We start from the raw sequence: 6424 nt of genomic DNA on the forward strand, positions 1-6424 counted from the left end.
GCTTGAGCCAGTCATCGACGATGTCGAACCATCCTCGCTCCTGACGCACGCGCCCTACCGCTATGGTCATCTGAACTACTCCTTAAAGACATCTAAATGAATGAGGACATTAATGAAACTACAAAGTTTGCTTCTTCGTTTGCTTCTTCGAAGCAGGAGCGGAGCCTAGGTATAAAGACTCAACTCCTGGGTCTTTTGCCTCAGTTTCCTTGAACGGCTCTTTGGCAAGAACTGCTCAGGAGTTTCCCGTTAAGTCAGGATCCCTAGCGCTCCAAGACCCTACTTAGAACCGTTTCCACAACTCGCGAGGCCCAACGGGCCATTCGAGAGCCACCAAACAAGCTTTACGGCTGTAGGCATTACAATTTAGCCTATGCCGGTAAAGACTTGTAAATTGCTTTCATTATAGAGGCGGATAGCCGGATCTCATCAAGTCTGGGAGAACGACTGTTTTTCGAGGAGTTGGGTTTGGGCCGCTACACCCTTGGAGTGAAGGCCAGGGCTTGGGATCCGATATCCTGAGAAGGCGATGTATCCCATTTGCGAGGAAGCTGAATCTATGGCTGGCGAGATCTTCACCATTGCTGGACTCTGCATTGTGCTGACCCTGGTGGGCGTGGCACTTGGATATGGGATCCTAAGGGTGACCCAAGGGGGGGCAGAGTAAAGCTGTCGAGGATTTCTCCCGGGCCCGGTATCGGGCCTTGTTACAGCTCCATGTCAATTCCATGTCAATTGGCCACCTGGATATGAGGTGGGTGGCGGAAAGATGATAAACTCATGAAGATTTGTATCGTTGGCGCTGGGGCGGTGGGAAGTCACTTGGCCATATGCCTGGCTCGGTCTGGCTTTCCCGTCAGTGTCGTGGCCCGTGGAGCTCACCTGCAGGCCATCCGCACCCAAGGTCTGAAGCTCATCCGGCAGGGGGATCCCTCCCAAACCTGGGTAGAGCGGTTGACAGCCACCGACGATCCGGCTGCCCTGGGCCCACAGGACTGGCTGATAGTGACGGTCAAGGCCCACAGCTTGCCGCAGCTTGCCCCTCGGCTGGGATCCCTGTGTGGCCCAGACACCCCCATTGTGATTGCCCAGAATGGTATCCCCTGGTGGTACTTCTACCGGCATGGCGGCGAGTTTGAGGGGCATTCCCTGACTTCCGTGGATCCAGAAGGGGTTATCGCTGCCCATCTGCCGATAGAGCGGGTGATTGGCTGTGTGGTGTACATTGCCGTGCAGTTGGCAGAGCCGGGAGTGGTCTTGCACACAGGGGGTGGGCGCTACATTCTGGGGGAACCGGATGGATCCCTGTCAGGACGGCTGCAGTCCTTGGCCGCCATCTTTGAACAGGCGCAGCTTTCCACCACCCTCACCTCGCAGATTCGGGCCGAGATCTGGCAGAAACTGTGGGGCAATGCCGCCTTCAATCCCATCAGCGCCCTCACCCGGGCTGCTCAAGATGAAATTGCCCAATACCCACCCACCCGTGCTTTGGTTCGGTCGGTGATGCAGGAAGTTGAGGCTGTAGCTCAAGCTCTGGGGATCCGGCTGCCGGTCTCTTTGGAAGAGCGGCTAGAAGATGCAGCCCGCGTGGGATCCCATCGCACCTCGATGCTGCAGGATATTGAGCTGGGGCGACGGACGGAGATCGAGGCCATTGTGGGAGCCATCACCGAGCTGGGGCGTTTAGTGGGCGTGCCCACTCCCCATTTGGATACTCTGTATGCTTGCGTCAAGCTGCTGGAGCGCTCTCTTTAGGCTCTTGCAGGGAGCGGTAGGGTCGCTACCGAACGGCAGAGAAACGATTCGTTTGCTGGATCCCAGGCTCCCCCCTGGGGAAGTGGCTCGAACTCTAGAATGGCTGTAGCCTCGAACTGACGAGGAAGCTGAAGGTGGCTGTCCATTTTTCTCCGACTCAACCCAACTGAAATCACAGCATTTGAATTAGCAAATGATGATCGAAAACTCCATCGTGCTCATCACCGGAGCCAGTAGCGGCATTGGGGCCGCTTGTGCCACCCTTTTTGCCCGTTCTGGAGCCCGCCTGATTCTGGTGGCCCGCCGTCAGGATCGGCTGCAGGAACTGGCTGGGGAATTGCAGCAGGCTTACGGCACTCCTTCCTACCTGCTGGCTTTGGATGTGCGGGATGGGACAGCCGTGCAGCAGGCGCTTCAATCTTTGCCCTCGCCGTGGGCCAACATCGACATCTTGGTCAACAATGCAGGTTTAAGTCGTGGCTTGGACAAGCTCCACATGGGGGCCTTGCAAGACTGGGAAGAGATGATCGATACCAACCTCAAGGGTCTGCTCTATGTTACCCGCGCCGTTTTGCCCGGCATGGTGGAGCGAGGTCGAGGCCATGTGGTGAACATCGGCTCCATTGCCGGTCGGCAGACCTACCCAGGTGGCGCTGTGTATTGCGCTTCTAAGGCCGCCGTGCGGGCCATCTCCGAGGGGCTGAAGCTGGATTTACTGGGCACCCCCATTCGCGTCACCGAGATTCAGCCGGGCCTGGTGGAAACCGAGTTCAGCCAAGTGCGCTTCCGTGGGGATCGCGCCCGTGCGGCAGCAGTGTATCAGGGCCTCACCCCCTTGACGGCGATGGATGTGGCTGAAGTGGTGGTGTTTGCGGCAACCCGTCCCCCCCACGTGAACATCAGCGAGATCTTGCTTGTGCCCACCGACCAAGCCAGTACCACCCTCGTACATCGTCGATAAGAGGCCGGCAACCGGGCTTTCGCCTCCACTCTTGCTTCCCTGAGCGACAATGGCAGCAAAGGTGGTGGGAACATGGGACTGGAAGCCGGGATCCTGATCGGGTTGGGAATCGGTTTGCTTTGCACGTTGCTCCTGCTGTGGCAGACTCGGCGCCGTTTCAGACGCGAATTGCAGCGGTTGGGATCCCTGGTGCATCTGGCCATGCCCCTCCACTCCCTGGAACAGATGCTCAGCTTGCTCAGCCGTTATCTTCGCCAACAAGATCTGGATTGGGCCAACCAAAAACAGCAACTGCAAAACTGGCAATACCTGAGTCAGCGGCTCCCTTGGGGATATCTGCGGGTGGACGAAAACAACGTGGTGCTGGAGTGCAATCCTGCCGCCCAGCGCCTGCTGCGCATCAGCCAATGGCAGCCGGGCATCAAGCTCTTGCTGGAATGGGTGCGCTCCTATGAGTTGGATCAGCTCATCGAGGCTACCCGCCGACAGGAGACCGCTGCTCCTGTCCAAAGTCGCGAATGGATTTTCTACCCTTCCGGTGGGGATGGCAAACCGATTCCGCTGCGGGCTTGGGGGTTGCTCCTGCCGCAAGCGCACGTGGCCATTTTTTTAGAAGACCGGCTGGAAGCAAAAATGCTGGCCCAACAGCGGGATCGCTGGGCTTCGGATGTGGCTCACGAGCTGAAAACCCCCCTCACCTCCATTCGCTTGCTGGCCGAAACTTTACAAAGCCGGGTCGATGCCGCTCAAGCAGTCTGGGTGGAACGATTGCTAAATGAAACTCTGCGCCTGAGCCATTTGGTTCAAGACTTGCTCGAACTCAGCGCCCTCAATTTGGGAGCCGCATCCCGCTCTCAGTGGCGCTGGGTGGATCTGGCAAGTCTGGTGCAGGAAGCCTGGCAAAGTGTAGAGCCGTTGGCCAAGCCTCGACACCAGGAACTGCACCTGAGCGGATTGTCCCAGATTTACCTCTGGGGAGATGAGCAACGCCTATACCGCCTCATCCTCAATCTCTTGGACAACGCCGTCAAGTATGGCAAGCCCGACTCTCCTATCCATGTGGTGCTTTCGGAGCAGGGATCCCAGGTGCGGCTAGAGGTGTATGATCACGGCCCCGGCCTGCCAGAGGATCAATTTGAGTTGGTCTTCCAGCCCTTTTACCGCACCGACACTGCGCGGGCCCGCAGCAAAGGCGGAACCGGCCTAGGGCTGGCAATTGTGCGGCAGATTGTCGAAGTTCATGGGGGCACCATCCAACTGCGCAATCACCCGCAAACCGGTGGGCTGTGGGTTCAGGTGGAACTGCCCCGGAAGCACCTGGATCCCTTGTGAAGCCTATCCGAAAACGCTCGCGTCAGTGGCCCGCAGCCAGAATCTGGCCGAGAATCGCTCAAGATTTCCCTGCTGCAGGGCTATCCATCTCAGGGGTGATCCCCTAGAATTGGGGTAGGTAATCTTTACAGTTCATCTTAAGCAGGCATTCGGAATGGGTACTGACTATCATTCCGCAGACTTGTTGTCCGAACGGGAGCTGCAGGTCATTGAGTTGATTGCAGCAGGACTGACCAATCAGGACATCGCGGAACGCCTAGAGATCAGCAAGCGCACCGTTGACAATCACATCAGCAATATTTTGAGCAAGACCCGAACGGCAAATCGGGTGGCCTTAGTACGCTGGGCCTTGCAATGGGGAAAGATTTGCCTGGATCAGGTAAACTGCTGCACTTTGGTCGATGACAAAATTGCTTAGTCCCATCCCATTTTGCCGGTCAAGTGTCCAGCAAAGAGTGTTGAGCGGGGGGGTTTTGGTGACTGTATTGCCCAGAAGTTATAGTCATTTCAATGAGGAATGAAACTGTTCCGTTGCAGTGCTTCCTAGCTCTTCTCTCTCTTAGGGAGAGGGATTGGGGGGCTCGCGGAAGTGATGCGGAGCATTTGGGCGACACCGCGGAGTAGTTAGGAAGCGTCTTAATCTAACTTGAAGTGACTATACTTGAGTTATTTTGAGCTACGTTGATTGGGTTGTCATACGTGAGCGTCCCCAAGCTGAAACGCTACGCTGTTCGCTACGATTCTATGCCCCTGATGGTTTATCGGGAATTGGCTGCCCATTTGGCTTGTGTTTCAGGGGTGAAAACGGAGCTGGAGTGGAAAAAAAACTCCACCTTTCGCTACCAAGACAGCCAAATAGAGGCATTGCATATTCATCAAGAACCCGATGCCGACATAGAACAAATTAAGCGTATTCTTGACCACTATGGAGCGTGGCAGTATAGCCCCTTAGAAGACTAGCTCTCTCTGCAACCCAAAAGGGATCCCTAGGGATAGGGATCCCCGGATGATTCCTCTGCAAGGTCTGGGAAAAACCAGTTCAGCGAGCAGCTTGGCCTTGGGTAGGCAGGTGCAGCTTACGAGCCAGGCCCAATCTCGCCAACAGCCAAATGGCCCAGTAGGTCATGTCGATCTCCCACCAACGCAAACCGGCCTTAACGCACTTCGGGTCGGCATGATGGTTGTTGTGCCACCCTTCACCATAGGTCAGAATCGCCGCCCACCAAAGGTTACGGGCATTGTCGTCGCTCTCGAAAGTCCGGTAACCCCAGAAGTGGCTGGCCGAGTTGATCAACCAGGTGCAATGCAGTAGCAGCACTGTCCGCACAAAGATACCGTACACGACGAATGACCAGCCCCCCAGCAGGTAGAGTATCGCGGCCAACGGCAGTTGCAAAAGCAGAGCATACCTATCCAGCCAGCGGTAGAAGGGATCCCGAGCCAAGTCGGGCGCAAAGGCAAAATACTTCTCAGGGTTGAAAAATTCTTCGCGGTGGTAGATCAGCCAGAGCACATGGCTCCACCAAAAGCCCTTACGAGCAGAATAGGGATCCTTCTCCTCGTCTTCGGTGAAGGCGTGGTGCTGACGATGGCCGCCCACCCAAAAGATCGGCCCCCCTTGAACGGCCAGGGCACCGAGAGTCGTGAAGACATATTCCAGCCACTTGGGCACCTGGAAACTACGATGGCTGAGCAAGCGGTGGTACCCCAAGCAGATGCCTAAGCTGCCGAAACACCAGTGGAGAAATAGGGCTACTCCCAGAGCGGGCCAGGAGAAGAAGAAAATGCCTCCCACCAAAGCCACCACGTGAAAAATGGCAAAGAAGAGCACATGTTCCCAAGCAAACCGAAAGGACTCTTGGGGCTCGGGCCGATTGAGCGGAGCGGGATGATTCAGCGATTGGCGAGAAAAAGAAGTGGTCATGAACCCACAAAACCTCAGAAGAAGAAGTAGACTAGACTGACTAGGAAAGAGCCAAAACACAAAGCCCAAGTTAAGGCCGCCGGATAACAGCGGCCCAACGTGAAAACGGAGTCAAACCCCTGAAGACACCGCCATAGCCAGCGGTGACTTGCTATGTGCTCCGCTGTGATGAACTTGGCTACACAGGAAGAAGAGGAGCAGAGGCAACGCTGCCGACATCCTCTCGCTTGACATTAAGCCTAGCGGTATTCCACCGTAAATGCAAGCGTCACTTGCAGCCCGCCGCAATTCTTCAGCTAGAAATCGCAGGAGCCTCGCACTGTACCCGTAGGGTCAGTGTCGGGAGGAATGCGGAAGTTATGATAGAACCATGACCCAAGTTCTGACCGTCTCCTGCAAGCTCAAGGTGTCCCAGTCGCAGGCCGCAAAGTTGGACGCGACCTTGGATGCCT

Annotated in this window: 7 protein-coding genes; 6 read left to right on the plus strand and 1 reads right to left on the minus strand. The window is 56.2% G+C overall.

Annotated elements, in window-relative coordinates; translation table 11 throughout:
- Positions 1-559 precede the first annotated feature (559 nt).
- From NW839_RS11985 to NW839_RS12010, 6 genes are all read left to right on the plus strand, one after another.
- On the plus strand, positions 560-667 hold the full coding sequence (locus NW839_RS11985) for a PetM family cytochrome b6-f complex subunit 7 (RefSeq protein ID WP_414329137.1): 108 nt from the start codon (positions 560-562) through the stop codon (positions 665-667).
- A 113-nt stretch (positions 668-780) separates the two neighbouring features.
- Positions 781-1755 carry a ketopantoate reductase family protein gene (locus NW839_RS11990; RefSeq protein WP_414329136.1) on the plus strand — a complete coding sequence of 325 codons (975 nt, stop codon included), beginning with the start codon at positions 781-783 and terminating at the stop codon, positions 1753-1755.
- Between the two features lie 193 nt (positions 1756-1948).
- Positions 1949-2716 carry an SDR family oxidoreductase gene (locus NW839_RS11995; RefSeq protein WP_414343323.1) on the plus strand — a complete coding sequence of 256 codons (768 nt, stop codon included), beginning with the start codon at positions 1949-1951 and terminating at the stop codon, positions 2714-2716.
- 72 nt (positions 2717-2788) lie between these two features.
- Complete coding sequence (locus tag NW839_RS12000; RefSeq protein WP_414350576.1) at positions 2789-4048, plus strand: sensor histidine kinase; 1260 nt, start codon at positions 2789-2791, stop codon at positions 4046-4048.
- Between the two features lie 154 nt (positions 4049-4202).
- Positions 4203-4466, plus strand: a complete 264-nt coding sequence (locus NW839_RS12005) for a helix-turn-helix domain-containing protein (protein ID WP_011432496.1) — start codon at positions 4203-4205, stop codon at positions 4464-4466.
- A gap of 281 nt (positions 4467-4747) precedes the next feature.
- Positions 4748-5008 (plus strand): hypothetical protein, encoded by a 261-nt coding sequence (locus tag NW839_RS12010; RefSeq protein WP_414343320.1) that lies wholly within the window; start codon positions 4748-4750, stop codon positions 5006-5008.
- A gap of 79 nt (positions 5009-5087) precedes the next feature.
- Here NW839_RS12010 and NW839_RS12015 read toward each other — a convergent pair whose 3' ends face one another.
- Complete coding sequence (locus tag NW839_RS12015) at positions 5088-5972, minus strand: acyl-CoA desaturase (protein WP_414350578.1); 885 nt, start codon at positions 5970-5972, stop codon at positions 5088-5090.
- Positions 5973-6424 lie beyond the last annotated feature (452 nt).

The sequence above is a fragment of the Synechococcus sp. R5-15 genome (assembly GCF_047462035.1).
GTDB lineage: Bacteria > Cyanobacteriota > Cyanobacteriia > Thermostichales > Thermostichaceae > Thermostichus.

Excerpts from the sequence above, each read along its gene's own strand:
- NW839_RS11995 (WP_414343323.1), top strand. The coding sequence starts at position 1,949 with ATGATGATCGAAAACTCCATCGTGCTCATCACCGGAGCCAGTAGCGGC.
- NW839_RS11985 (WP_414329137.1), top strand. The coding sequence starts at position 560 with ATGGCTGGCGAGATCTTCACCATTGCTGGACTCTGCATTGTGCTGACC.
- NW839_RS12000 (WP_414350576.1), top strand. The coding sequence starts at position 2,789 with ATGGGACTGGAAGCCGGGATCCTGATCGGGTTGGGAATCGGTTTGCTT.
- NW839_RS12005 (WP_011432496.1), top strand. The coding sequence starts at position 4,203 with ATGGGTACTGACTATCATTCCGCAGACTTGTTGTCCGAACGGGAGCTG.
- NW839_RS12015 (WP_414350578.1), bottom strand. The coding sequence starts at position 5,972 with ATGACCACTTCTTTTTCTCGCCAATCGCTGAATCATCCCGCTCCGCTC.
- NW839_RS11990 (WP_414329136.1), top strand. The coding sequence starts at position 781 with ATGAAGATTTGTATCGTTGGCGCTGGGGCGGTGGGAAGTCACTTGGCC.